The sequence below is a fragment of the Burkholderia cepacia genome, from assembly GCF_001039005.1.
Classification (GTDB): Bacteria; Pseudomonadota; Gammaproteobacteria; order Burkholderiales; family Burkholderiaceae; genus Burkholderia; species Burkholderia theae.
In genome coordinates this window covers 16,484-37,473 of record NZ_LDWR01000037.1, presented here as the reverse complement: position 1 = coordinate 37,473, position 20,990 = coordinate 16,484, and the positions used below count along the sequence as shown (strand labels likewise).

23 protein-coding genes and 1 pseudogene are annotated in these 20,990 nt (G+C 68.5%); 11 read left to right on the top strand and 13 right to left on the bottom strand.

Going from position 1 to position 20,990, the window contains the following annotated elements:
* Positions 1–39: 39 nt before the first annotated feature.
* From VL15_RS21050 to VL15_RS21035, 4 genes and pseudogenes are all read left to right on the top strand, one after another.
* Positions 40–1,047 (top strand): annotated as a pseudogene (locus VL15_RS21050) (glucokinase); the annotation flags it as partial.
* 186 nt (positions 1,048–1,233) lie between these two features.
* Entirely contained in the window at positions 1,234–3,204 is a 1,971-nt protein-coding gene (locus tag VL15_RS21045; protein ID WP_048248239.1) for an APC family permease, read from the top strand.
* A 167-nt stretch (positions 3,205–3,371) separates the two neighbouring features.
* Positions 3,372–3,803 carry a DUF3617 domain-containing protein gene (locus VL15_RS21040; protein WP_048248238.1) on the top strand — a complete coding sequence of 144 codons (432 nt, stop codon included), beginning with the start codon at positions 3,372–3,374 and terminating at the stop codon, positions 3,801–3,803.
* 311 nt (positions 3,804–4,114) lie between these two features.
* A complete protein-coding gene (locus tag VL15_RS21035) occupies positions 4,115–4,435 on the top strand; it encodes a DUF1840 domain-containing protein (RefSeq protein ID WP_048248286.1) in 321 nt (106 codons plus the stop codon).
* Positions 4,436–4,552: 117 nt separating this feature from the next.
* Here the strand turns inward: VL15_RS21035 and VL15_RS42765 are convergent, their stop codons facing one another.
* The 3 genes from VL15_RS42765 to VL15_RS21025 form a co-directional block, all read right to left on the bottom strand.
* Positions 4,553–4,711: a hypothetical protein gene (locus tag VL15_RS42765; protein WP_193101287.1), complete on the bottom strand. Its 159-nt coding sequence runs from the start codon at positions 4,709–4,711 to the stop codon at positions 4,553–4,555.
* 45 nt (positions 4,712–4,756) lie between these two features.
* Positions 4,757–5,032 (bottom strand): hypothetical protein, encoded by a 276-nt coding sequence (locus VL15_RS21030; RefSeq protein WP_048248237.1) that lies wholly within the window; start codon positions 5,030–5,032, stop codon positions 4,757–4,759.
* Between the two features lie 76 nt (positions 5,033–5,108).
* Positions 5,109–5,294 carry a hypothetical protein gene (locus VL15_RS21025; protein WP_048248236.1) on the bottom strand — a complete coding sequence of 62 codons (186 nt, stop codon included), beginning with the start codon at positions 5,292–5,294 and terminating at the stop codon, positions 5,109–5,111.
* Between the two features lie 367 nt (positions 5,295–5,661).
* On the opposite strand from VL15_RS21025, the gene VL15_RS21020 reads away from it, so the two are divergent.
* Complete coding sequence (locus VL15_RS21020) at positions 5,662–7,572, top strand: DUF3857 and transglutaminase domain-containing protein (protein WP_048248285.1); 1,911 nt, start codon at positions 5,662–5,664, stop codon at positions 7,570–7,572.
* Between the two features lie 56 nt (positions 7,573–7,628).
* A complete protein-coding gene (locus VL15_RS42760; protein WP_164992085.1) occupies positions 7,629–7,796 on the top strand; it encodes a hypothetical protein in 168 nt (55 codons plus the stop codon).
* Positions 7,797–7,891: 95 nt separating this feature from the next.
* On the opposite strand, the gene VL15_RS21015 is transcribed toward VL15_RS42760, so the two are convergent.
* A complete protein-coding gene (locus tag VL15_RS21015; RefSeq protein ID WP_048248235.1) occupies positions 7,892–8,941 on the bottom strand; it encodes an AraC family transcriptional regulator in 1,050 nt (349 codons plus the stop codon).
* A 71-nt stretch (positions 8,942–9,012) separates the two neighbouring features.
* Here VL15_RS21015 and VL15_RS21010 point away from each other — a divergent pair, with 71 nt between their 5' ends.
* Entirely contained in the window at positions 9,013–10,215 is a 1,203-nt protein-coding gene (locus VL15_RS21010) for an MFS transporter (RefSeq protein ID WP_048248234.1), read from the top strand.
* A gap of 51 nt (positions 10,216–10,266) precedes the next feature.
* On the opposite strand, the gene VL15_RS21005 is transcribed toward VL15_RS21010, so the two are convergent.
* Positions 10,267–11,145, bottom strand: a complete 879-nt coding sequence (locus tag VL15_RS21005; RefSeq protein ID WP_048248233.1) for an aldo/keto reductase family oxidoreductase — start codon at positions 11,143–11,145, stop codon at positions 10,267–10,269.
* A gap of 96 nt (positions 11,146–11,241) precedes the next feature.
* On the opposite strand from VL15_RS21005, the gene VL15_RS21000 reads away from it, so the two are divergent.
* Complete coding sequence (locus VL15_RS21000) at positions 11,242–12,141, top strand: LysR family transcriptional regulator (RefSeq protein WP_048248232.1); 900 nt, start codon at positions 11,242–11,244, stop codon at positions 12,139–12,141.
* Positions 12,142–12,182: 41 nt separating this feature from the next.
* Here the strand turns inward: VL15_RS21000 and VL15_RS20995 are convergent, their stop codons facing one another.
* The 4 genes from VL15_RS20995 to VL15_RS20980 form a co-directional block, all read right to left on the bottom strand.
* On the bottom strand, positions 12,183–13,028 hold the full coding sequence (locus tag VL15_RS20995; RefSeq protein WP_048248231.1) for a helix-turn-helix domain-containing protein: 846 nt from the start codon (positions 13,026–13,028) through the stop codon (positions 12,183–12,185).
* A gap of 48 nt (positions 13,029–13,076) precedes the next feature.
* On the bottom strand, positions 13,077–13,634 hold the full coding sequence (locus VL15_RS20990) for a carboxymuconolactone decarboxylase family protein (protein ID WP_048248230.1): 558 nt from the start codon (positions 13,632–13,634) through the stop codon (positions 13,077–13,079).
* A 135-nt stretch (positions 13,635–13,769) separates the two neighbouring features.
* On the bottom strand, positions 13,770–14,531 hold the full coding sequence (locus VL15_RS20985) for an isocitrate lyase/PEP mutase family protein (RefSeq protein WP_048248229.1): 762 nt from the start codon (positions 14,529–14,531) through the stop codon (positions 13,770–13,772).
* Entirely contained in the window at positions 14,518–15,576 is a 1,059-nt protein-coding gene (locus tag VL15_RS20980; protein WP_048248228.1) for a saccharopine dehydrogenase family protein, read from the bottom strand. The genes VL15_RS20985 and VL15_RS20980 overlap by 14 nt, the downstream gene beginning before the upstream one ends.
* Positions 15,577–15,695: 119 nt before the next feature.
* Here VL15_RS20980 and VL15_RS20975 point away from each other — a divergent pair, with 119 nt between their 5' ends.
* The gene (locus tag VL15_RS20975; protein ID WP_048248227.1) at positions 15,696–16,289 is read left to right on the top strand and encodes a TetR/AcrR family transcriptional regulator; all 594 of its coding nucleotides are present in this window, start codon (positions 15,696–15,698) and stop codon (positions 16,287–16,289) included.
* Positions 16,290–16,320: 31 nt separating this feature from the next.
* On the opposite strand, the gene VL15_RS20970 is transcribed toward VL15_RS20975, so the two are convergent.
* The gene (locus VL15_RS20970; protein ID WP_048248226.1) at positions 16,321–16,788 is read right to left on the bottom strand and encodes a MarR family winged helix-turn-helix transcriptional regulator; all 468 of its coding nucleotides are present in this window, start codon (positions 16,786–16,788) and stop codon (positions 16,321–16,323) included.
* An 81-nt stretch (positions 16,789–16,869) separates the two neighbouring features.
* Between VL15_RS20970 and VL15_RS20965 the strand changes: the two genes are divergently transcribed.
* Positions 16,870–17,238 (top strand): YciI family protein, encoded by a 369-nt coding sequence (locus tag VL15_RS20965; RefSeq protein WP_048248225.1) that lies wholly within the window; start codon positions 16,870–16,872, stop codon positions 17,236–17,238.
* Positions 17,239–17,336: 98 nt separating this feature from the next.
* Positions 17,337–17,954, top strand: a complete 618-nt coding sequence (locus tag VL15_RS20960; protein ID WP_048248224.1) for a glutathione S-transferase family protein — start codon at positions 17,337–17,339, stop codon at positions 17,952–17,954.
* A 60-nt stretch (positions 17,955–18,014) separates the two neighbouring features.
* Here the strand turns inward: VL15_RS20960 and VL15_RS20955 are convergent, their stop codons facing one another.
* The 3 genes from VL15_RS20955 to VL15_RS20945 all read right to left on the bottom strand — a co-directional run bounded on the left by VL15_RS20955 (position 18,015) and on the right by VL15_RS20945 (position 20,970).
* Positions 18,015–18,737 carry an HAD family hydrolase gene (locus VL15_RS20955; RefSeq protein ID WP_048248223.1) on the bottom strand — a complete coding sequence of 241 codons (723 nt, stop codon included), beginning with the start codon at positions 18,735–18,737 and terminating at the stop codon, positions 18,015–18,017.
* A 22-nt stretch (positions 18,738–18,759) separates the two neighbouring features.
* A complete protein-coding gene (locus VL15_RS20950) occupies positions 18,760–19,731 on the bottom strand; it encodes an ornithine cyclodeaminase family protein (RefSeq protein ID WP_048248222.1) in 972 nt (323 codons plus the stop codon).
* 108 nt (positions 19,732–19,839) lie between these two features.
* Positions 19,840–20,970 (bottom strand): DSD1 family PLP-dependent enzyme, encoded by a 1,131-nt coding sequence (locus VL15_RS20945; RefSeq protein ID WP_048248221.1) that lies wholly within the window; start codon positions 20,968–20,970, stop codon positions 19,840–19,842.
* Between the last annotated feature and the right edge of the window lie 20 nt (positions 20,971–20,990).

Genomic DNA, 20,990 nt, shown 5'->3' with positions numbered 1-20,990 from the left:
CCGTTGCGATCGACACACGATGACAATTCGGGAGATGGGATGAGCGTAGCAACCCTCAACGGGGATCCGGTCGCGCCGCGCGGCGTGCGCGCCGGCGAACCCCGCTTGCTGGCGGACATCGGCGGCACGCATGCGCGTTTCGCGCTGGAGACCGCGCTTGGCGGAATCGGCGACGTGCGCGTCTATCGATGCAGCGCCCATGCCGGCATGGACGACGCGGTGCGCGCGTTCCTGCGCGACACGGGCGGCGCGCGGGTGCGGAACGCGGCGATCGCGATCGCCAATCCCGTGGACGGCGACATGGTCAGCATGACCAATCATGACTGGCGCTTCTCGATCGACGCGACGCGTCGCGCGCTCGGGTTCGACACGTTGCACGTCTTCAACGACTTCGCGGCGCTGGCGATGGCCGTGCCGCATCTGTCCGCCGGACAACGGCGGCAGGTCGGCGGCGGGCACGCCGCGCCAGCGGGTACGATCGGCGTGCTCGGCGCGGGAACGGGGCTGGGCGTCTCGGCGCTCGTGCGCGCGGGCGACGCATGGGTGCCGTTGTCAGGCGAGGGCGGGCATGTGTCGTTCGCGCCCGCCGATGCACGCGAGGCCGACGTGCTGCAGTTCGCGCGGGCGCGCTGGCCGCACGTGTCGTTCGAGCGGCTGGTCGCGGGCCCCGGCATCGCGGTGATTCACGCGGCGCTCGCCGCGCGCGACGGCTGCGACGCCCCTTGTGCCGACGCGGCCGATACGGCCGCGATCATCGATCGCGCGCTCGCCGGCGACGCGCGCTGCATGGCGACCCTGGATTGCTTCTGCGGCATGCTCGGCACGTTCGCGGGCAATCTGGCGCTGACCCTCGGCGCGACCGGCGGCATCCATATCGGCGGGGGCGTCGTGCCGCGCCTCGGGGTATTGTTCGATGCATCGCCGTTTCGAGCTCGCTTCGAGGCGAAGGGCCGCTTTGCCGCTTACCTCGCGAAAATTCCGACCTTCGTGATCACCGCGCCGCATCCGGCCTTCGTCGGTGTGTCGCGCCTGCTCGCCCGCGCGTTGGGCGAGGCCGGCTGACACGAGTCCGGCCGGCGGAGTTGTAGTGCGACTGTCTGCAATAAGTCAGCATGTCGAAAGAAATCCGGTGCGCGCGGCGCCGCCCTATGGAATACGCCGACTGGAAGTCGTCCCGGAACTCATTTACTTTTAGAGGAGTGTCGCCGAGGCGTCGTGCGTTCCGGAGGAGTCGTGACTGCATTCCAGAAGGTGTGGCAGTTGTTCGTCGGAAAGCCGCTGGACCCGCTCGATCCGCGCACGCGGCATGCAATCGCCGTGACACCGTTGCTGGCCTGGGTCGGGCTCGGCGCCGACGGCCTGTCGTCGTCGTGCTACGGCCCGGAAGAGGCGTTCCTCGCGCTGGCGCACCACACGCCGCTCGCACTGTTCCTCGCGCTCGCGACGGCGGCGACCGTGTTCATCATCGCGCTCGGCTACAACCAGGTGATCGAGCTGTTCCCGACGGGCGGCGGCGGCTACCGCGTCGCGACCGCGCTGCTCGGTGCGAAGCCGGGGCTCGTGTCGGGCGCGGCGCTGCTGGTCGACTACGTGCTGACCGTCGCGACGTCGCTCGCGAGCGGCGTCGATGCGTTCTTCAGCCTGCTGCCCGTCAGCGCGCAGGCGTTCAAGCTCACGACCGAGATCGTGCTGATCCTGATGATGACGGGGCTCAACTTCCGCGGGATGCGCGAATCGATCATGGTGCTGCTGCCGATCTTCATCGGCTTCGTGATCCTGCACTTCGGGCTGATCGTGTATGGCGTCGCCGTGCACGGCAGCAACCTCGCGATGATCGTACCCGATGCCGTGCACGAGGCGCACGGGATGTCGCAGTCGCTCGGCGTATTCGTGATGCTCGCGCTGCTGATGCGCGCGTTCTCGCTCGGCGGCGGCACGTATACCGGCCTCGAAGCCGTGTCGAACAACGTCAACATGCTGGCCGATCCGCGCGTGCCGAACGGCAAGGTGACGATGTGGTACATGTCGACGTCGCTCGCGTTCACGGCCGGCGGCATCATCCTGCTGTACATGCTGTGGCACGCGCGGCCCGTCGAAGGCGAGACGCTCAACGCGGTGGTATTCGGCAGCGTGATCGACCATCTCGGGCTCGGCTCGGCGTTCGCGCGCCACGCGTTGCTCGCGGCCGTGCTCGCGTTCGAGGCCGGGCTGCTGATGGTCGGTGCGCAGACGGGTTTTCTCGACGGTCCGGCCGTGCTGTCGAACATGGCGTCGGATTCATGGGTGCCGCGCCATTTCCGCGACCTGTCGACGCGTCTCGTGCGGCAGAACGGCATCATCGTCGTCGGCCTGTCGAGCCTGCTGATCCTGCTGTGGACGCACGGCAACGTCGACGTGCTCGTCGTGCTGTACAGCATCAACGTGTTCCTCACGTTCAGCATGTCGCTGCTCGGGCTGTGCACGTACTGGTGGCGCCATCGCAGCGAGAGCGGCTGGTTCAAGCATTTCTTCCTGTCCGCGCTCGGGCTGAGCGTGACGGCGACCGTGCTCGTCATCACGCTGATCGAGAAGTTCACGGCCGGCGGCTGGCTCACGGTGCTCGTGACGAGCGCGGTGATCGCACTGTGCTTCATGATCAACCGCCACTACGCGTACACGCGCGCGCAGCTCGCGAAAGAGGACGCGCTGTTCTCGGGGCAGCCGCCCGTGGTCGACGAGGCTACCGCGCCGGGCAAGCCCGATCCGTCGCAGCCGACGGCCGTGCTGCTGGTCGGCAAGCATCGCGGCGCGAGCATGCATGCGCTGCTGTGGGTCAACCGGCTGTTTCCCGGGCACTTCCGCAACGTGATCTTCCTCGCGGTCGGCGAGGTCGACGCGAAGGCGTACGACGGGCACGAACATCTCGAACGGCTGCGTCACTCGATCACCGAAGCGCTCGACTACTATGTCGCGCACTGCCGCCGCAACGGCATCGCGGCCGACTACCGGATCGCATTCGGCACGAATCCCGTCGTGGAGTTCATGAACCTCGCGTCGTCGACGCTCGACGTTTATCCGAACGCCGTGTGTTTCGCGAGCAAGCTGATCTTCCGGCGCGTGAATTTCCTGACCGCGTGGCTGCACAACCAGACGCCCGTCGAGCTGCAGGCGCGCCTGCATGTCGAGGGCAAGCAGATGGTGCTGCTGCCGATGAACGTCGGCTGATGGCGGCGCGGCGGCCGGCGGCCAGCGCCGCGAACGCGTGAAAACGATCTCATCGCGCCGGCTCCGAAGAAGACGTTCTGCAGTCGAAATCATCGGAAAAGATTTGCTAAGATGCGCGGCGCGTTGGCGCGATCAATCGAACGACAAATCCTTTCCGAGAGACCTCCATGAAATTCCTGCTTGCCGCCGGACTCGCCGGCTTCGCCGTCTCGGCATTCGCACAGACCGTGTCGCCGGGCGTATGGCACGACGAAACCGCCTACACGTTGAACGGCAAGCCGCTGCCGCAGGCGTCCGGCTCGATGCCGGACCAGTGTCTGACCGACGCGGACGCGAAGAACCTACGCAAGACGATGGCGGCGCGCATGCAGCGCGACAACGTCAACTGCACGATCACCCACTGGGACTATGCGGGCACGACGCTGAAGGTCGCGCTGGCCTGCGCGAACGAACAGGAGCACGGCAACGGGACGGTGACGGGCGCAGTCACGCCGACGAGCTACGACCTGAAGGGGCAATTGCGCGGGCAGCATGCGCAGGCCGGTGCGTACACGCTCGCATGGACGTGGCGCGGCAAGCGCGTCGGCGACTGCCAGTAACGGATCGACACGGCGCGCATCGCTTGCGCGTATCGCGCCGGTCGGCAGTTTCGCGACACGACTGCAGTCATGCCGGGCCCGAACGCTTGAATACATCACATTGTGATATAAAATAGAAACAGGCCTTCGTGCCATCCGGCCTCTACGCCGCAAACGAACCCGGCCGCGCGACGCGCGCATCGTGCCGGGCGAACGTCCGGTTCAGAAGAACGGGGCGGCGATCACGCGCGGCGGGATGGTCGACAGGCCTCGCCGCGACCGGCGGTGCGACGCGCCGTGCGGATTCGCGGCGACGCCAAGGGGAAATGACGATGCTGGTGACGTTTCGGTCTTCCGCCGCACCCGATATCGTGATGTTGCGCGATCTGGCGCAGTATCTGCTGGGGCTCGTCGGCAAGGGGCTCGACGTACGCGGCGTGATTTCCACCGACGAGCTGCCGGGCGCGATCGCGCGGCTCGAGCAGGCAATCAGGGACGATGCGGCGCGGGAGCGCGCGCACGAGCATTCGACGCGGACGCCGCGCGACGATGCGGCGCCGCATGCAGCCGGGCTCGCGCAGCGCGCGTGGCCGCTGCTGGACATGATGCGTGCGGCCCACGAACAGGGCCGGCACGTGATGTGGGGTGTGTAGCGCGCAGCGCGCGTGCTCCCCGCGGAACCGGACCTCCGCTGAAAGGCCGACGACCTCGCGTCGAACGACGCGCAAGCCGTCGGCCGATTTTTTTGCGCGGCGTGATCGTCGGAAAAATTACGGATGACGATGCGTATGCGAGCGCGGCGAGCGCCGCGCGGGCCGGTGCAGCAGCCTGTCGCGCGTACGGTCGCGGCCGCGCCGTGCCGTGAAGAACAGCACCGCGAACACGAGGAGCGCGAGCAGCACGAGGGTCTGGACGATACCGTTTTCCATGTCGCCTCCGGCAGGTTGGGGGACGAGGTGCGCCGCGGCCGGCCATCAGCCGCCTGGCATGGCGGCGTCGGCGAGTTTCGCGTCGATGAAGCGCTTGGCCAGCGCGATCGAGATCCGAAGCGCGTCCGCGTCGCTGCGGAACACGTGATGCTTCGGGTCAAGCAGGTGCGCTTCGTGGCATCCGCCCGCATCGCGCCAGACCACGACCGCGAGCGGCTGGTACAGCGCGCCGAGTTCGAGCCCTTCGCCGGCCACCGGGTCGACGAGCGCGACCGCGCGGATCCCGCAGTGGCGATAGGTCAGGCAGAGCGGCGAATCCATGACGGTTTTCCCGACGGGCACCGGCCGTTCCGACCCCGCGCGACGCATGATCGGACGAATCGGTGCAGGGCCGTGTTCACGTCAGCAGCGGCATCGCCTCGATCAGCGCGATGCCGAGCAGCGCGCCGATCGCGGCGCCGACCAGTTTCGGGTGCCACCGTTCGAGATGCAGCGCCGTCAGCAGTGCGCCGAACAGGATCACGCCCAGCAGCGCGAACGCGATCACGAGATAACCGATTTCGAAATCGTTGTTGATCAGCATGATGTCTCCTTTTCCATGTCGGCGTGTTCCGTCCGGCGGAGCTGCGTTCCGGCGACGTTGTACGACCGGATGACCTGTCTGAATTATATATCACAACGTGATACAAAAATCGATCGGAACCGGTGTGGAGTGAACAAGGCTGACATTGCGATGTTGCGAAGCTTGTGACGTTGCCGTGGCGCGCCGGACGCGTCGCGAGCCGGCCCGCCGCCACGCGGCTTGACGCTCGCCGGCACGTCACCCACACTGGTCCGCACGACCGGCCCGTAGTACACGGCCCGTCATGCGCGCGTCATGCGGGTCGAAGAACCGTCCGCGCCGGCGCGCGGCCCTGGCGTCCAGCAACGAACGCGCGGAGAGTGTCGACGTGGTGCGTTTCCTTTCCCGATGGGCCGGCTGCCTGCTCGTCTGCGCCGTTGCGCTCGGCGCCGGCGCGCTTGCGCGGCCGGTCGCGGCCGACACACGCGATACGCACGACACGGGCGACGAAGCGCCCGTGACGCTCGTCAGCGATGTCCACGAATTCGTGATCCAGCACGACGGTTCGCTCGACGAGCACGACGATTCGACGCTGCGCGCGAACAACGCGAACGGCATCGACGCGGTCGCGCAGCGCTACGTGTGGTTCGACAAGAATCTCGAGCAGGTCGACCTGCTCGCGGCCGAGACGATCGATCGCGACGGCGTCGCGCATCCGGTCGGCGCTGACGGTATCCGCGACGTGCAGGAGCCGCGCTCGGCCGGCGCGCCGACGTTCCAGGACGGGCTGTTGCGCACCGTCGTGTTTCCCGGCGTCGAAGCCGGGTCGAGCACGCGCGTGGCATTCCGCAAGACGCGCACGAAGCCCGTCAATCGCGGCTACTTCGGCTACACCGTCGAGCCGTCGCGCGAGCCGGTCGACAGCCAGCGGCTGATCTTCGACGTGCCGGCCGACCTGCCGCTGTACGCGGACGCGCGCGGCTACGTCGCGCTGCCGCCGGTCACGGCGAACGGCCGCACGCGCTACGAGTTCGATTACCGGCACGGCCCGTACGACCGCATCGAGAACGGCTCGGTCGGCTACCCGACCTACGGCGACCGGCTCGTCGTGTCGACGCTGCCCGACTACGCGGCGTTTGCCGCGCGCTACCGCGACGCGGCCGTTGATCCGGGCGTGAACGATCCGGCTGTCGTGCAGCTGGCCCGCACGCTCACCGCGGATGCCGCCGATCCGCGCGACAAGGCGCGCATCCTGTACGACTGGGTGCAGGCAAACATACGCTACGTCGGTTTGTTTCTGGGCGAAACGGCCGCCGCGCCGCACCGCGCGACGGACATCCTGCGCAACCGCTACGGCGACTGCAAGGACCACGTCGCGCTGTTCGGCGCGCTGCTCGCGGCGGTCGGCATCCGCAGCGAACCGGTGCTGATCAATCTCGGCGCGGTGTACACGCTGCCGTCGGTGCCCGGTTACGGCGGCGGCGCGATCAATCACGCGATCACGTGGCTGCCCGATCTCGCGCTCTACGCGGATACGACGACGGCCGGCATCGCGTTCGGCTACCTGCCGCCGATCGTGATGGATCGCCCCGCGCTGCTCGTCGACACGGGCGTGCTGTCGCGCACGCCGGCCACGCAGCCGCGCGGCCGTGTCGCGCGGGTCGAGATCGATGCCGCGCAGCCCGGTTCCGCGCGTTTTCATGCCTACATCGAGGACGACGGCTGGACGGCCGAACTCGAACGCAACCTGTTTCGCCGCGCGACGCACGACGGCATCGAGCAGCTCGCGACCGCGCGCCTGCGGCAAAGCGGCTTGCGCGGCCGCGCGCAACTGTCGACCAGCGACCGGCGCGCGACCGACGGACCGTTCGACGTGACGCTGTCGGGCACGCTCGATCATTTCATATGGCCCGACGGCACGACCGCGTTGCCCGCGCTGTCGAGTCTCACGGGCGGCATCGCGACGCAGGTCGAAAGCTGGCTGGCCGAACCGGTGCGCACGCAGCCGTGGGGCTGCATCGGCGGCACGTTCGACGAGACCGGCCAGATCGTGCTGCCGGCCGACGTCGTCGTGACCGACCTGCCGGCCGACGCGGCCGTGCACGCGCGCTTCGTTGATTTCACGTCGCATTACGTGTTCGATGCGGCCGCGCGCGTCGTGCAGGTCACGCGGCGAATGACGGCGGATTTCGGCCGGCAGGTGTGCACGCCCGACGAATTCACGGCGCTGCGCGCTTCGCTGGAACGCATCGAACGCGACACGCAGGCGCAGATCGTCGTGCGGGCGAAAGGGCGTTGAACGGGCAGGGGCAGTGAACGCGTCGCCGCCATCGGTCGATGCGCAGGAGAGACATCATGACGGAACGGGACTACGAGATCGCCGATCTCTCGAAGGAATTGCTGGGCCGGATCGTGCAGGGCACCGTCGCGAGCGGCGCGGCCGTGGATGCGGAGCAGTGTGCGGCGCTCGCCGTGCAGTGCGCGACGGCGCTGGTCGACAAGCTCGGGGCGCGTAGCGGTTGAACGCGGAGGGGCGTCACGCACGGTGGCGGTAGTTTGAGCGACGTCGGAGCGACGCATAGCGGCCCCGGTCAGCCTCGTACGTCAAGCGTCAGGCGTTACGCGTCGACGCGCGCGTCGCCGTCCGCGCGCACGGCCCCCGGCGGCTTCCCCACCACCCGCTTGAACGCGCGGCTGAACGCCGCCAGCGAGCCGTAGCCGAGCCGGTACGCCACCGCTTCGATGGCCTCTCGGTCGCGCGCGATCCACTGCGCGGCGAGCCGCATCCGCAGCTCGGTCAGGTAGCGCACGGGCGTCATCCCGGTGGCCGCGAGAAAGCGCTCGGCGAACACCGAGCGCGACACGCCCGCTTCGGCGGCCAGTTCCGCGACGCTCCAGTTGCGGCCCGGGTCGCGATGCAGCGCGACGATCGCGCGGCCGAGCTTCGGCTCGCGCAGCGCCTGCACCCAGCCCGTCGCGTCGCCGCATCCGCACTCGACCCAGCCGCGCACGATGAACGCCGCGACCACATCCGCGAGCCGCGCGAGGATGCCCGCGAAACCCGCGCGCGCCGAGCACGATTCGCGCTCCATCGCGTCGAGCATCGGGCGGATTTCCGGGTAGCGCGCGAGCAGCGTGCCGACGTGCATGAACTCGGGCATCGTGCCGACCAGCGGCTGCATGCCGCCGAGATCGAGCTCCATGCACGCGCTGAAGATCAGCGCATCGCCGGCGCCCGGCTCCGTCGCCGCGCCGGCCGCCGGCGACGCGCCGGCCGATGCCACCGACGCGACCGTATCGCAGATCTTCGCGGCCGCGAAGCCGTGGATCTCGCGGCACGGCGCATCCGGATCGGACACCAGCGCATGCATGCCGCCATGCGGCAGCAGGATCGCGTCGCCGGCCTCGAGCCGCATCGTCGCGCCGGCCGCGTCGCGCAGCAGCACGGGCCCGCGCCCGACGAAATGAAACTGCGCGCGGCCCGGCGCCTCGCCGAAGCTCAGCCCGAACGGCCGCGCGACCTGGATGCGGCGGTACTGGACGCCGCTCAGCCGCATCCCCAGCAGCAGCTCGCTGACGAGGTCGTGCACGTCGGGGACGGGGGGAAGCAGGGGCTCGGACATATCGAGATTCGGACGATCGATCAACAAGAACGGATTGTATGTCATAGACCGTCCTGTTGCCGTTCCTTACGATACGCCGTCATCGGTATTTTCCCTATACGACAACGGAACGACGCATGAATCCCGGAATCTCCCCGGCCGCCTCGATGGCGGCCCCCCGCGAACCGGCCTGGGGCGCGGTATTCGCGATGACGCTCGGCGTCTTCGGGCTCGTCACGGCCGAATTTCTTCCCGCCAGCCTGCTCACGCCGATGGCCGACAGCCTCGGCGTGACCGAAGGCGTGGCCGGGCAGGCCGTCACGGCCACCGCGACGGTCGCGCTGGTCACGAGCCTGCTGATCTCCGCGTTGACGCGCACGATCGACCGGCGGCGCGTGCTGCTCGTGTTCTCGGTGCTGCTGGTCGGATCGAATCTCGCGGTCGCGTTCGCGCCCAATCTGATGACGCTGCTGATCGGCCGCGTGGTGCTCGGCATCGCGCTCGGCGGTTTCTGGACGATGGCGACGGCCACCGCGATGCGGCTCGTGCCGACGGCGATGGTGCCGCGCGCGCTGTCGATCATCTTCAGCGGCGTGGCGGTCGCGACGATCGCGTCCGCGCCGATGGGCAGCTACTTCGGCCACCTGATCGGCTGGCGCAATGTGTTCCTGATCGCGGCCGTGCTCGGCGGCGTCGCGTTCGTGTCGCAGGTGATGACGCTGCCGTCGATGCCGCCGAGCGGCACGACGCGGCTGCGCACGCTGATCGACGTGCTGCGCCGTCCGACCGTCGGCCTCGGCATGTTCGCGACGATCCTCGCGTTCACCGGGCATTTCGCGTTCTTCACGTATCTGCGGCCGTTCCTCGAACAGGTCGCGGGCGTCGGTGTGAACGGGCTGTCGGCGATCCTGCTCGGTTACGGCATCGCCAACTTCGTCGGCACGTCGCTCGCGGGCCGCGTGCTCGAACACCGGCTGCGGCCGATGCTGATCGCGATGCCCGCGCTGATGGTCGTGCTCGGCATCGCGCTCGTCGCGCTCGGCCGTGCGCCGATGATCGACGCGGTGCTCGTCGCGTTGTGGGGGATGGCGTTCGGCGGTGTGCCGGTTGCCTGGTCGACGTGGGTCACGCGCACCGTGCCCGACGAGGCCGAGAGCGCGGGCGGGCTGATCGTCGCGGCGATCCAGCTCGCGATCGCGACGGGTGCGGCGGCCGGTGGCGTCGTGTTCGATGCGAACGGCGCGGTCGGCGTGTTCGTCGGCGCGGCCATCGTGCTGGCCGTCGCGGTCGCGACGATCGTGACCGGCGTGCCGAAGCGGGTCGGCGTGGCGGTGTCCTGACCGGCCGGGCAGGGCCCGCGCGTCGCGGGCCCGCCGGCGATCGTGGGTCCGTCAGGCGGCGTCGGTGTTCGCGATGCGGTCGAGTTCCGCGAGCGCGTCTTCCGGCAGGTCGAGGTCGGCCGCCGCGAGATTCTCGCGCAGATGCGTGATCGACGACGTGCCCGGAATCAGCAGCACGTTCGGTGCGCGGCGCAGCAGCCACGCGAGCGCGACCTGCATCGGCGTCGCGCCGACGCGTGCCGCCACCGCGGACAGCGTCGACGACTGCAGCGGCGAGAAGCCGCCGAGCGGAAAGTACGGCACGTAGGCGATACCGTCGCGGGCCAGCGCGTCGATCAGCGCATCGTCGCCGCGATGCGCGATGTTGTAGTGGTTCTGTACGCAGACGATGTCGCAGATCCGCCGGCCTTGCGCGACCTGCGCGGCCGTCACGTTGCTCAGGCCGATGTGGCGGACAAGCCCGCGCCGCTGCAGTTCGGCGAGCACGCTCAGCGGCGCCTCGATCGATCCTTCGGCCGGCCCGTGCCGGTCGAACATGATGCGCAGGTTGACGACGTCGAGCGCATCGAGTCCGAGGTTGCGCAGGTTGTCGTGCACGGCCCGTTCGAGTTCGTCGGGCGCGAACGCGGGCAGCCACGACGCGTCGTCGCCGCGCCGCGCGCCGATCTTGGTGACGATCACGAGATCGTCGCGATACGGATGCAGGGCCTCGCGGATCAACTGGTTGGTGACGTGCGGGCCGTAGAAGTCGCTGGTGTCGATATGGTCGACGCCGGACGCGACGGCTTCGCGCAACACGTTCAATGCCGCGTCGTGGTCCTTCGGCGGGCCGAATACACCCGGCCCCGCGAGCTGCATCGCGCCGTAGCCGATGCGTTTGACGTTGCGATTGCCGAGCCGGAAGGCGGCGGTGTGTCGAATGTCGGACATGACTCTGCTCCTGTTGATGAGTGCGCCCAGCATAGGTATTGGCCGCCTGCGCGATAAGCCGTCATAATTCGCACGGGTTGTACGAAAAGGCGAACAATGCAAGCCGATCTGGGCGATCTGAATGCGTTCATGGCCGTGGCGCGTGCCAACGGATTCCGTGACGCCGCGCGCGTGACGGGCCTCAGCGCGTCGGGGCTGAGCGAGGCCGTGCGCCGGCTGGAGGCACAGCTCGGCGTCCGGCTGCTGCACCGCACGACGCGCAGCGTCGTGCCCACCGAAGCCGGCGAGCGGCTGCTCGCGCGCCTCGGGCCCGCGTTGACCGAAGTGGCGGCAGCGCTCGACGGTATCGGCGATTTCCGGGACAGACCGGCCGGCACGCTGAAGCTGAACGTGCCGGTCAGCGCGTCCCGGCTCGTGCTGCCCGCGATCGTGCCGCGCTTCCTCGACGCGTACCCGGAGATCCGGCTGGAAGTGATCGCCGACGAAAGTTTCGTCGACGTGCTGGCGGCGGGATGCGACGCGGGCATCCGCTACGACGAGCGGCTCGAACAAGACATGATCGCGGTGCCGATCGGCCCGCGCATTCAGCGGTTTGCGACCGCGGCCGCGCCGCGTTATCTCGACCGTCATGGCCGGCCGCGGCATCCGCGCGACCTGCTCGACCATCGCTGCCTGCGCGGACGATTTGCGAGCGGATCGATGCCGCCGTGGGAGTTCGAGCGCGACGGCGAGGTCGTGCGGATCCAGCCGGCCGCCGGGCCGCTGCTGGTGCAGATCGGCGGCGCGTCGGACCTGGTGGTCGATGCGGCGATCGCCGGCACGGGCATCGTGCATCTGTTCGAAGACTGGCTGCGCCCGTATTTCGAGAGCGGCGCCCTCGAACCCCTGCTCGAACCGTGGTGGCGGCCGTTTTCAGGGCCGTTCCTCTATTACCCGGGGCGCCGTCTCGTGCCGCCGGCACTGCGCGCGTTCATCGATTTCATCAAGGCATCCTGAGCGATGCGATCGAGCGGGCGGGTGCCGCACCGGCCCGCCGCTCAGCGCACCGGCGCGTGCGCGTCGAGCAACTGCCGGTGACGCGCTTCGGTCGCGTCGTCTGCGGGAAACATGCACTCCATGCGCAACTCCTGCGCAGCGGCGCTTTGCGGCGTGCCGACCGTCGTGACCAGCGAGAAGTAACGCAGCACGACGCCTTCGTGGACGAAGCCGATCGGAATGACCGGCAGCGCGGGCGCGGCGGCCGGCGCCGACGGCGTTTTCCAGTCGCGCGGCGCATCGGGGCACGCGAGCAGGTCGTCGAGCAGCTGCCGCGTGTCGTCGTCGATCACGCGGCCGACCGATTCGCGATACACGCGCTGCAGCAGGCTGCGCGACACGTTGTCCCAGTCGGCCACGAACGGCCGCATGCCGAGCGGATCGAACATCAGGCGCAACAGGTTGCGCGGGCCGTCGCGCGCAGCCATGTCGATGAAGCAGTTGAAAAAGCGCGGCGCCGCCTCGTTGGTCATCAGCACGTTCCAGTGGCGGTCCATTACGATCGCCGGAAACGGATCGTGCTGGCGGACGACCCGTTCGAGCGCGCGGATCACGCCGTGCATTTCCTGCGCGTCCCACGGTGCTTCCGAATACACGGGTGCATACCCGGCCGCGAGCAGCAGCGCGTTGCGTTCGCGCAGCGGCACGTCCAGCGTCTGCGCGAGCGTCAGCAGCGTGTCGCGGCCCGGCACGCTGCGTCCGCTTTCGATGAAGCTGATCTGGCGCTGCGAGATGCCCGCGTCGAGCGACAGGTCGAGCTGGCTCACGCCGCGCACGTCGCGCCAGTAGCGCAACAGCTGCCCCAGTTCGCGTGGCGGCGCGTTCGGATCGCGACGGCTGGCGTTCATCGGATTTCCCTGATCGGTGCGTGATCGACGCGAACGACTATATCGGACTCACGCGGCACCCGCCTGCCACGCGAACGCGTCGAACGGCGCTTCGAGCGTTGGCCGCGCCACGCTGCCGACGTAGTTGGTGATCGTCGACGCGGCGACCACCGCGATCACTTCGAGCAACTGTTCGGCGCTGAATCCGGCTGCGGCGAACGATTGCCGGTCGGCGTCGGCGAGACGGCCGCGGGTTTCGATCAGCGCGCGCGCCGTGGCCGACAGCGCGGCCAGTTTCGCGTCGCCGGGCAGGCCGCCGCGCCGGATCGCGTCGACGTCGGCGGCGGGCACGCCCTGTTTCAGCGCGAGCGCGGAATGGAACGCGACCGGCCACTCGCTCGCGTTCGTGACGGCGTTGGTGAGCAGGAGCGTCTGGATCTGCGGCTCGGTGAGGCTGCTGGCGTGCACGCACTCGAACAGGCCGATGAACCCGTTGATCAGCACCGGCGACGCGGCCATGGCCGCCGCGATGTTCGGGATCAGGCCGAAGGTTTGCTGGAGCTGCCGGAGCACGGGCTGCGATTCGGCCGGCGCCGAGTCGATGGTATGAAGCGGATAGGCGGACATGATGTCTCCCGGGCGAGGAGCGCCGCCGGAATGGCGGCGCGACACCCGAAGCGTAGGGACGGGCGTGCCGCGCGCCAATTACATGGGATGTAATCGTTTGTCGTGCACGCGCGTGTCGGCCGTCCCGCGCATCCGCTAACCGCCTTGCTTGACCAACCCCGCCAGCGTCTTCATCGCCTGCAGATACGGATACGGCCCGTGGCTGATGCGGGCCACGCCGTAGTCCGCGAGTTCGGCGAGCGTCGGCGTGTCCGACACGCGCATCACGTTCACCGGCAGCGGCGATGCGGCCGTCAACCGGCGAATGAGCGCCGGCGAGCGCAGGCCCGGCACGAACAGGCCGTCGGCGCCGGCGGCCGCATAAGCGCGTGCGCGTTTCAGCGTTTCGTCGAGCAACCGTTCGTCATGCGTATCGGCCGGCGCCTTGAAGAACACGTCGGTCCGCGCGTTGATGAAGTAGTCGGCGCCCGCGCGATCGGCCTCCTGTCGTGCCGCCGCGAGACGCGCCGCTGCTTCTTCGACGTCGCGCAATTCGCCCGTCGCCGGAAAACTGTCCTCGAGGTTGCAGCCGATCGCGCCGGCCTCGATGCTGAGCGCGATCGTTTCGGCGACATCCTCGGGCCGCTCGCCGTACCCGCTCTCGAGGTCGACGGTGACCGGCAGGTCCGTCGCGCGTGCGATTCGCGCAAGCACTTCCATCATCAACGCGCGCGGCATCTGCTCGCCATCGACGAAGCCGTTGGCCACGGCGACCGACCAGCTTCCGGTCGCCAGCGCGACCGCGCCTGCGTCGGCCACCGTGCGTGCGCTGCCGGCGTCCCACACGTTGAACAGCGCCAGCGGCTGGCCCGCGCGGTGAAGCGACCGGAAAACCGCGCCTTTCTCATTGCTGCTCATGTTCACTGCTCCTTGTAAAAACCGGATCGATGGTCGTGCCGAACGATACTGCCACCGTATCGAGCGCCGCGAGGAAGTCGCGTGCGTCGAACAATTCGCCGAGGCTACGCACGCCGCCCGACGTCACGGTGTTGCCGGTCACCAGGCGCACGGCCGCCTCGACGATGATCGGCGCGCTGACCGCGTAGATGTCGCGTCCCGACGCCGTCGCGCGGTGCGTCGTGCCGCGCTGTACGACAACGGCGTCCATCGCGAACTGCTGCGCCGACCGGCCCAGCGCATCGGTCGGCTCGGGCGGCGGCGTGGCCGCATCGCGCACGTCGCGCAGCGCCAGCGTCGCGAGCCACGATTCGATCGTATCGATGCGCAGATGACGCGACAGTGTCATCACTTCCGAAAACGGCAGCAGCGTCACGTCGACGCTGCCGATCGGCGACGGGAACGGCCACACGCGTTCGCGCGGCGTCGACGGCACCGGCGTCGGCTTCCCGTCCCGCTGGACGAGCCGTACCGCGCGATTGCGTTCGCCCGTCACGCGCGTGCCGCGTGTCGGGTGCCAGCGGTCGAGCCCGGTCGCGATATCGACGCGGTCGATCGGTTCATCCTGGTCGACGACGGCCGTCACGAGCAGGTCGGCCAGGCCGCCGTAGAACGCCGCGGCGGGCACGACGGTCACGCCCGCGGCGCGCGCACGGGCATCGACCTGTTCGGCCAGCGCCAGCACCGACGGCTGTTCGGCCGTCAGGTCGAGATAGGGGATGCCGGCCCGCAGCGCGGCTTCGGCCAGTGGCAGCGCGGTATCGAGGTACGGGCCCGCGCAGTTGATCACCACAGCCGCGCCGCGCAACGCGGCGTCGAGCGCGGCCGGATCGTCGATCGCGGCGACGCGCGCTGGCGCGGCGTCGCTTGTGCCGCCTTCCGCGAGCCGCGTGGCATCGCGGCCGATGCGGATCGCGCCGAGGCCGCGCCGTGCCAGTTCGGCGACGACAAACCGCCCGGTGTGACCCGTGGCGCCATAGACTGCAACCGTCATCCGATCTTCCATGATCATCTCCGCTACAGAACGGTCTGTTTTATAGTACAGACCTGTAGCGTCGTCAAGCGCGCAGTGCTATGATCGGATCCACTGTTGCGGTACGGGCGGCCGTTGGCGGCCGAGCTTGGATGAAAAAGGGAACGGATACACAAGGGGGCGCGCTCGATACGCGCGAGCGCATTCTGCAAACGGCCAGCGAGCTGTTCTATCGGGAAGGCACGCGCGCGGTCGGCGTGGACCTGATCGTCGCGCAGGCGGGCGTCGCGAAGACGAGCCTCTATCGTCACTTCACGACGAAGGACGACCTGATCGAGGCGTTCCTGCTGCGCGAGGACGCGGATTTCTGGGCGCACTGGGACGCAGTGGCCGGGCAATACCGGCGCACGCCGCGCGAGGAGCTGGATGCGCAGCTGCAATGGATCGGCGAGCGCATTGCGCGGCCCGGCTATCGCGGCTGCCCGCAGATCAACATCGCCGCCGAATATGCGGACGGCAACCATCCGGCCCGCAAGGTCGCCGTCGCGCACAAGCAGGAGCTGCGGCGCCGGCTGACCGAGCTGGCGAGCGCGATGCGGATCGACGAACCGGAAACCTTCGCGCTGCGGCTCGCGACGGTCATCGACGGCGCGCTGAGCAGCGGGCAGGCGCTGCATGCGCACGGGCCCGTGCACTTCCTGCAGGAATTCGCGCAACTGCTGTTGCCGAAGAAGGGCAGGAAGTAAGGCGGCATTCGGCCGCGATCCGCGCGCCGGTTCAGTCGCGCGCCGCCGGCTCTACCGACAGCGTGCGCAACTGGCCGCGCAACAGATCGACTTCTCCCGGTGCGAATTGTCGTTCGATATCGGCATGGGTCTGCTGCCACAGCGGAAACGCCTCGGCCAGCAGGTCGTGGCCGGCCGGCGTCAGTTCGAGCAGGCGGCTGCGCCCGTCGTCCGGATCCTGTGAGATCGTGACGAGGCCGCGCCGCTCGAGCGGCTTGAGCGCGGCCGTCAGCGTGGTGCGATCCATCGCGAGCAGCGACGCGACCGATTTCATCGGAGCCGGTTGCGGCCGGTTCAACGACATCAGCAGCGAAAACTGCCCGTTGGTGAGATCCAGCGGACGCAGCACATCGTCGAAGATGCGCGCAAGGTTGCGCGCCGCGCGCTGCATGTGCAGGCACAGGCAGCAATCGCGCACCATCAGCGTCGTTTCGAAAGGGAGCTTTTCTTTTCGTGCCATGTTGCAATTGTGTTGATATCAACCTATCTTGTCAAGGTCGAGGCGCGGCAGCCTGTCGCGCCCGTCACTGGAGGAGAAAGCATGAGTGCTCAACAGCAGTTGTATCTCGCCGTATTCCTCGGCAGCAAGGACAGCCCGGCGATGCAGGCGTGGGTCGCGCTCCCGGAGCAGGAGCGGCACGCGCGCGAGCGGGACGGTATGGCCGCGTGGCACGCGTGGGTCGACCGTCATCAGGATGCGATCGTCGAGATGGGCGGGCCGCTCGGCAAGACCAAGACCATCGATGCCGGCGGCATCCAGGACACGTCCAACGCGTTGAGCGGCTTCACCGTCGTGCGGGCGGCGTCACACGAGGCGGCGGCCGCGCTGTTCGAAGGCCATCCGCATTTCACGATTTTCCCGGGCGAGTCGGTCGACGTGATGCCGGTGCTGGCGATTCCCGGCGCGTGAACGATCGCGGCCCGCCGCGTCGCGTTGATGCGTTGATGTGTCGACGCGCCGTGGCCGGCTTGCGGACATTTTCCCGACATTCTGGATGGAGATTTGCGATGAAGCTTTACGGATTCGCCGGCACCCGCTCGCAACGCGCGCTGTGGGGGCTGAAGGAACTGGATGCGGACTTCGAGTTCGTATCGGTCAACCTGCTCGCGGGCGAGCACAAGCGGCCGGAATTCCTGCGCATCAATCCGGCCGGCAAGGTGCCGGTGCTGGTGGACGGCGACCGCGTGATTCCCGAGTCGGCCGCGATCGTGCTGTATCTCGCGGACAAGTACCCGGAGAAGGCGTTGCTGCCGGTCGATCCGGCGGTGCGTGCGCAGGTGTATCGGTGGGTCATGTTCGCGGTGACGGAGCTCGAGCAGCCGCTGTGGCGGATCACGCGGCACTCGTTCCTCTATCCGCCGGAGAAGCGTTCGCCGGCCGACATCGAGCTGGCGCGCGAGGATTTCGCGACGATGGCCGTGATCCTCGACAAGCATCTCGAAGGGCGCGAATTCATCGTCGGCGACACGCTGACGGTGGCCGATTGCGTGACGGCCTACCTGATCGACTGGGCCAGCGAATGCCACCTGATCGAACCGTTCCCGCAACTGCGTGCGTATCTCGAACGGCTGTATGCGCGGCCGAAGGCGCCGCAGCGGATCGCTGAGGCGCGCAAGGCGGCGTGACGAAGGGCGGTCGATCGCGCCGCACGGCATGATCGGCCGCACCGTTCCGCTCGCGTGCGGTCACGGCAGCTTGTCGGGCCCGCCGAGCGCGCGACACAGCATCGACAGGTCGCTCAGGGTGAGGTGCGCCGACGCGGGATGCTGCGTCTCGCGTGCCACGTCCGGCTGAGGGTCGCGCACCACCCAGGCCGCCTGAAGCCCCGCATTCAAAGCACCGACGATATCGAGGTGGTAGTCGTCCCCGACGTGCAGTAATTCCGCCGGGCTCACACTGAGCGCCTGCGCCGCCGCATGGAAGATTTCGGGTTCCGGCTTCGCGATCCCGAACGCACGCGCGCTGAGCGTTTCCCGAAAGAATTCGCCGCCGCCGGTCAGTCGGAGATCCGCGTTGCCATTGGTTACCGCAATCAACGGAAACCGGGCGCTCAACCACGCCAGCGCCGGCAACGCGTCGTCGTAGAACTCGACCCGGTTGCGCGCCGCATAGAAGACTTCGTACGCAGGGTCGGCCAGCGCGACATCCGCGTTCGCGCGCGCCAGCGCAAGCCGGATCGATCCGAGTCTCAGCGCGCGAAAGTCGTTGGCGAGGTCCGGGCGAGAACGTTCGTATTCCTCACGTAACTCGCTCATCGTCTGCTGCGTGGGCAGGATGCTCGCGGTATCGGGCGCATGCTCGAGCAACCACGCGCGAAGCGTCGCTTCGGCGCGTGCGACGGATGGACCGAACGGCCACAGGGTGTCGTCCAGGTCGAACGAGAGGGCGGATACTTTGGCGAGACGCATGCGGTTGAAGGGGGGAGGTCGTTTACCAGGGCCACGGAATGGAGATTCCGGTGCCGTTTTCGAGAGCCTGCTCGTACAGGAAGCGCGCGACGGTCAGGTCCTGCAGCGCGAGCCCGGTCATGTCGAATACGGTGATCTCGTTCGGCGCGCGGCTGATCGACATCGTTCCGGCGAGCAGATCGCCGATTTCCGTGCGCGGCAGGTCCGGCGCCCACTGGCATTCGCCGATGCTGCGCGCCTGCTCGTGATCGTCGACGAAAATGCGCGCACGTTCCAGCACGCCGGCCGGAAGCTCGCGCTTGCCTGCCGTGTCGGCGCCCACGCAGGTCAGGTGGGTGCCCGGCTGAACCGCGTCCGCGTCGAACAACGCGCCACCGCCGGGCGTCGCCGTGATGACCACATCGCTATTGGCCACCGCGTCGTTCCGGTCGCGCGCCACGCGGATCGTACATCGTTCCCGGAAAGCCGATTCGAACCGCGGATCCGGCTCGCCGCCGACGTTCACGTACTGCACCGTGCAACGTTGCGGCAGCAGCCGGAGCGCGTAGTCGAGCTGGACGCGCGCCTGCACGCCGGTGCCGAACACGCAGATCCGCGTGCTGTCGGGGCGAGCGAGCAACTGCAGCCCGAGGCCGCCTGCCGCGCCGGTTCGCGCGGTGGTGATCGCGTTGCCGTCCATGATGCACAGCGGGCGGCCCGTGGCCGGATCGAACAGCGCGACGGTTGCCTGATGCGGCTCGCCGCCGAGGCCCCGGTTGCCGGGCCAGAATCCGGCTGCCTTGAAACCGAGGAGATCCTGGGTCGCGACGTCGCCCGACTTGATGCCGAACACGCCGCCCGTATGCAGCTTCTCGCGGACCACCGGGAACACGCGGCCGGCACGTTGGCTGTGCAGCACAAAGGCTTCGCGAACCGCCGCCAGCACTTGCTCGGCCTGAAGGGCGGGCCCGACGGCATCGCGGTCGAGAAGAAGGAGTCGGGCGTCTGTCGGCATATCGGGCGAGTTTTTCCGGAGCAGGGCGATTCGGGAAGGTTTAAAGTGTGTCCAAATTTAGACAAATAGTCAATGTCTGGGCGGAACGGCGCGAATACGAGGTGTCGTTCACCACCCGTAGAAGCGCGGCCATGCGTGGACGACACCGTCTTCGTCGATCGCCTGATATTCGGGGTGTTGCGCGCCGGTCGCGCACGCGTGATTCGGCAGGATGCGCAGGCGGGTGCCGATCGGAAACCGCTGCGCGATGCCCGCGTCGGGCGCGCCCGCGCGCGACACGATGCCGTGCTCCTGGTTGGCGGCGCTCACCACGTAGTCGCCGAGCACGTCGCCGTCTTCGGTGCAGACCTGCCCGTAGCCGAAATCGCGGCCCAGGCGCTGCGTGCCGCGGTCGCGGCTCATGGCCATCCAGCCCGCGTCGACGATTGCCCAGCCTTTCTCTTCCTGGTGTCCGATCACGGTGGTCAGCACCGACAGCGCGATGTCGGACAGTTCGCACACGCCGATGTTGTGCATCACGAGGTCGAACATCACATACACGCCGGCGCGAACCTCGGTGACGCCGTCGAGGTGTTCCGCCGCGAGGGCGGTGGGCGTCGAACCGATACTGACGACCGGGCAGGGCAATCCGGCAGCCCGCAGGCGCTCCGCGGCGCGCACGGTGCGGCTGCGCTCCTGTTCGGCGATCGCCGCCAGCGCTTCTGGCGTGTCGTATTCGTAGCTGGAGCCCGCGTGGGCCAGCACCCCGCCGAGCGTCATCCCGCCGTCGACCAGTGCGCGGCCGACGTCGATCAGCAGGTCGGCCTCGGGCGGGACGCCGGAGCGATGGCCGTCGACGTCGACCTCGATCCACACTTCGAAGCGTTCGCCGTGCTCGCGGCCGAATGCCGCGATGGCGTGCGCGGCGGGCAGGCTGTCGGCGACGATCGTCAGGTCGCAGCCCTGCCGGCGCAGCGCCAGCGCCTGGCCCAGCTTGGCGGGCACCATGCCGACCGCGTAGACGATGTCGCGGATGCCACCCGCGAAGAACTGTTCGGCTTCCTTGAGCGTCGACACGGTGATGCCCTGCGCGCCCGCCGCGATCTGCGCGTCGACCACGTGCCGGCATTTGGTGGTCTTGACGTGCGGCCGGAACCGGACGCCGAGTGCGTCCAGATGCGCCTGCATGCGGTCGATGTTGCGGCGCATGCGGCCGGCATCGATCAATGCGGCCGGGGTGTTGAGAGTTTGAATGTTCACGCTGCGTTACCTCGGAGGGT

Coding starts and splice junctions, on each gene's coding strand:
- VL15_RS21000 (WP_048248232.1), top strand. CDS start 11,242: ATGCAAGCCGATCTGGGCGATCTGAATGCGTTCATGGCCGTGGCGCGT.
- VL15_RS20960 (WP_048248224.1), top strand. CDS start 17,337: ATGAAGCTTTACGGATTCGCCGGCACCCGCTCGCAACGCGCGCTGTGG.
- VL15_RS20980 (WP_048248228.1), bottom strand. CDS start 15,576: ATGGAAGATCGGATGACGGTTGCAGTCTATGGCGCCACGGGTCACACC.
- VL15_RS20985 (WP_048248229.1), bottom strand. CDS start 14,531: ATGAGCAGCAATGAGAAAGGCGCGGTTTTCCGGTCGCTTCACCGCGCG.
- VL15_RS20955 (WP_048248223.1), bottom strand. CDS start 18,737: ATGCGTCTCGCCAAAGTATCCGCCCTCTCGTTCGACCTGGACGACACC.
- VL15_RS21035 (WP_048248286.1), top strand. CDS start 4,115: ATGCTGGTGACGTTTCGGTCTTCCGCCGCACCCGATATCGTGATGTTG.
- VL15_RS21030 (WP_048248237.1), bottom strand. CDS start 5,032: ATGGATTCGCCGCTCTGCCTGACCTATCGCCACTGCGGGATCCGCGCG.
- VL15_RS20995 (WP_048248231.1), bottom strand. CDS start 13,028: ATGAACGCCAGCCGTCGCGATCCGAACGCGCCGCCACGCGAACTGGGG.
- VL15_RS42760 (WP_164992085.1), top strand. CDS start 7,629: ATGACGGAACGGGACTACGAGATCGCCGATCTCTCGAAGGAATTGCTG.
- VL15_RS20965 (WP_048248225.1), top strand. CDS start 16,870: ATGAGTGCTCAACAGCAGTTGTATCTCGCCGTATTCCTCGGCAGCAAG.
- VL15_RS20970 (WP_048248226.1), bottom strand. CDS start 16,788: ATGGCACGAAAAGAAAAGCTCCCTTTCGAAACGACGCTGATGGTGCGC.
- VL15_RS21010 (WP_048248234.1), top strand. CDS start 9,013: ATGAATCCCGGAATCTCCCCGGCCGCCTCGATGGCGGCCCCCCGCGAA.
- VL15_RS21005 (WP_048248233.1), bottom strand. CDS start 11,145: ATGTCCGACATTCGACACACCGCCGCCTTCCGGCTCGGCAATCGCAAC.
- VL15_RS21040 (WP_048248238.1), top strand. CDS start 3,372: ATGAAATTCCTGCTTGCCGCCGGACTCGCCGGCTTCGCCGTCTCGGCA.
- VL15_RS21015 (WP_048248235.1), bottom strand. CDS start 8,941: ATGACATACAATCCGTTCTTGTTGATCGATCGTCCGAATCTCGATATG.
- VL15_RS20975 (WP_048248227.1), top strand. CDS start 15,696: ATGAAAAAGGGAACGGATACACAAGGGGGCGCGCTCGATACGCGCGAG.
- VL15_RS21025 (WP_048248236.1), bottom strand. CDS start 5,294: ATGCTGATCAACAACGATTTCGAAATCGGTTATCTCGTGATCGCGTTC.
- VL15_RS20950 (WP_048248222.1), bottom strand. CDS start 19,731: ATGCCGACAGACGCCCGACTCCTTCTTCTCGACCGCGATGCCGTCGGG.
- VL15_RS42765 (WP_193101287.1), bottom strand. CDS start 4,711: ATGGAAAACGGTATCGTCCAGACCCTCGTGCTGCTCGCGCTCCTCGTG.
- VL15_RS20990 (WP_048248230.1), bottom strand. CDS start 13,634: ATGTCCGCCTATCCGCTTCATACCATCGACTCGGCGCCGGCCGAATCG.